Source organism: Mycobacterium angelicum (genome assembly GCF_002086155.1).
Taxonomy (GTDB): domain Bacteria; phylum Actinomycetota; class Actinomycetes; order Mycobacteriales; family Mycobacteriaceae; genus Mycobacterium; species Mycobacterium angelicum.
In genome coordinates, this window is sequence record NZ_MVHE01000351.1 from 1 (window position 1) to 336 (window position 336).

At 77.7% G+C, this 336-nt stretch carries 1 protein-coding gene; it reads left to right on the forward strand.

From position 1 onward, the window contains the following. Positions 1 to 336 (forward strand): hypothetical protein (locus BST12_RS34510; RefSeq protein WP_281254855.1); only part of this gene is annotated, 336 nt, incomplete at both ends.

Here is a 336-nt window from a genome sequence, read left to right on the forward strand (position 1 = left end):
GCGGCGCAGGCGGCGACGCTAACGGCGGCGGCGGAGGCGGAGGCGGGGTCGGCGGCGCCGGTGGTGCCGGCGCACCGGGCGGCACCGGAGGAACGGGCGGCAGCGGTGGTAGCGACAGCCCTGGCGGGGGCGGTGGCGGCGGCGGAGGAGTCGGCGGCAAGGGCGGCAACGGCAACAACGGCACCATGCAAGGCCAGTTCGGTGGCGGCGTCGACGGCGGCGCCGGCGGCATCGGCAAGTTCTTCGGTATCAGTCAAGGTGGCAGTGGAGGCGGTGCGGGTGGCGGCTTCGCCGGATCGGGCACCACGGCCGGCGGTGGCGGCGGCCGTGGTGCCC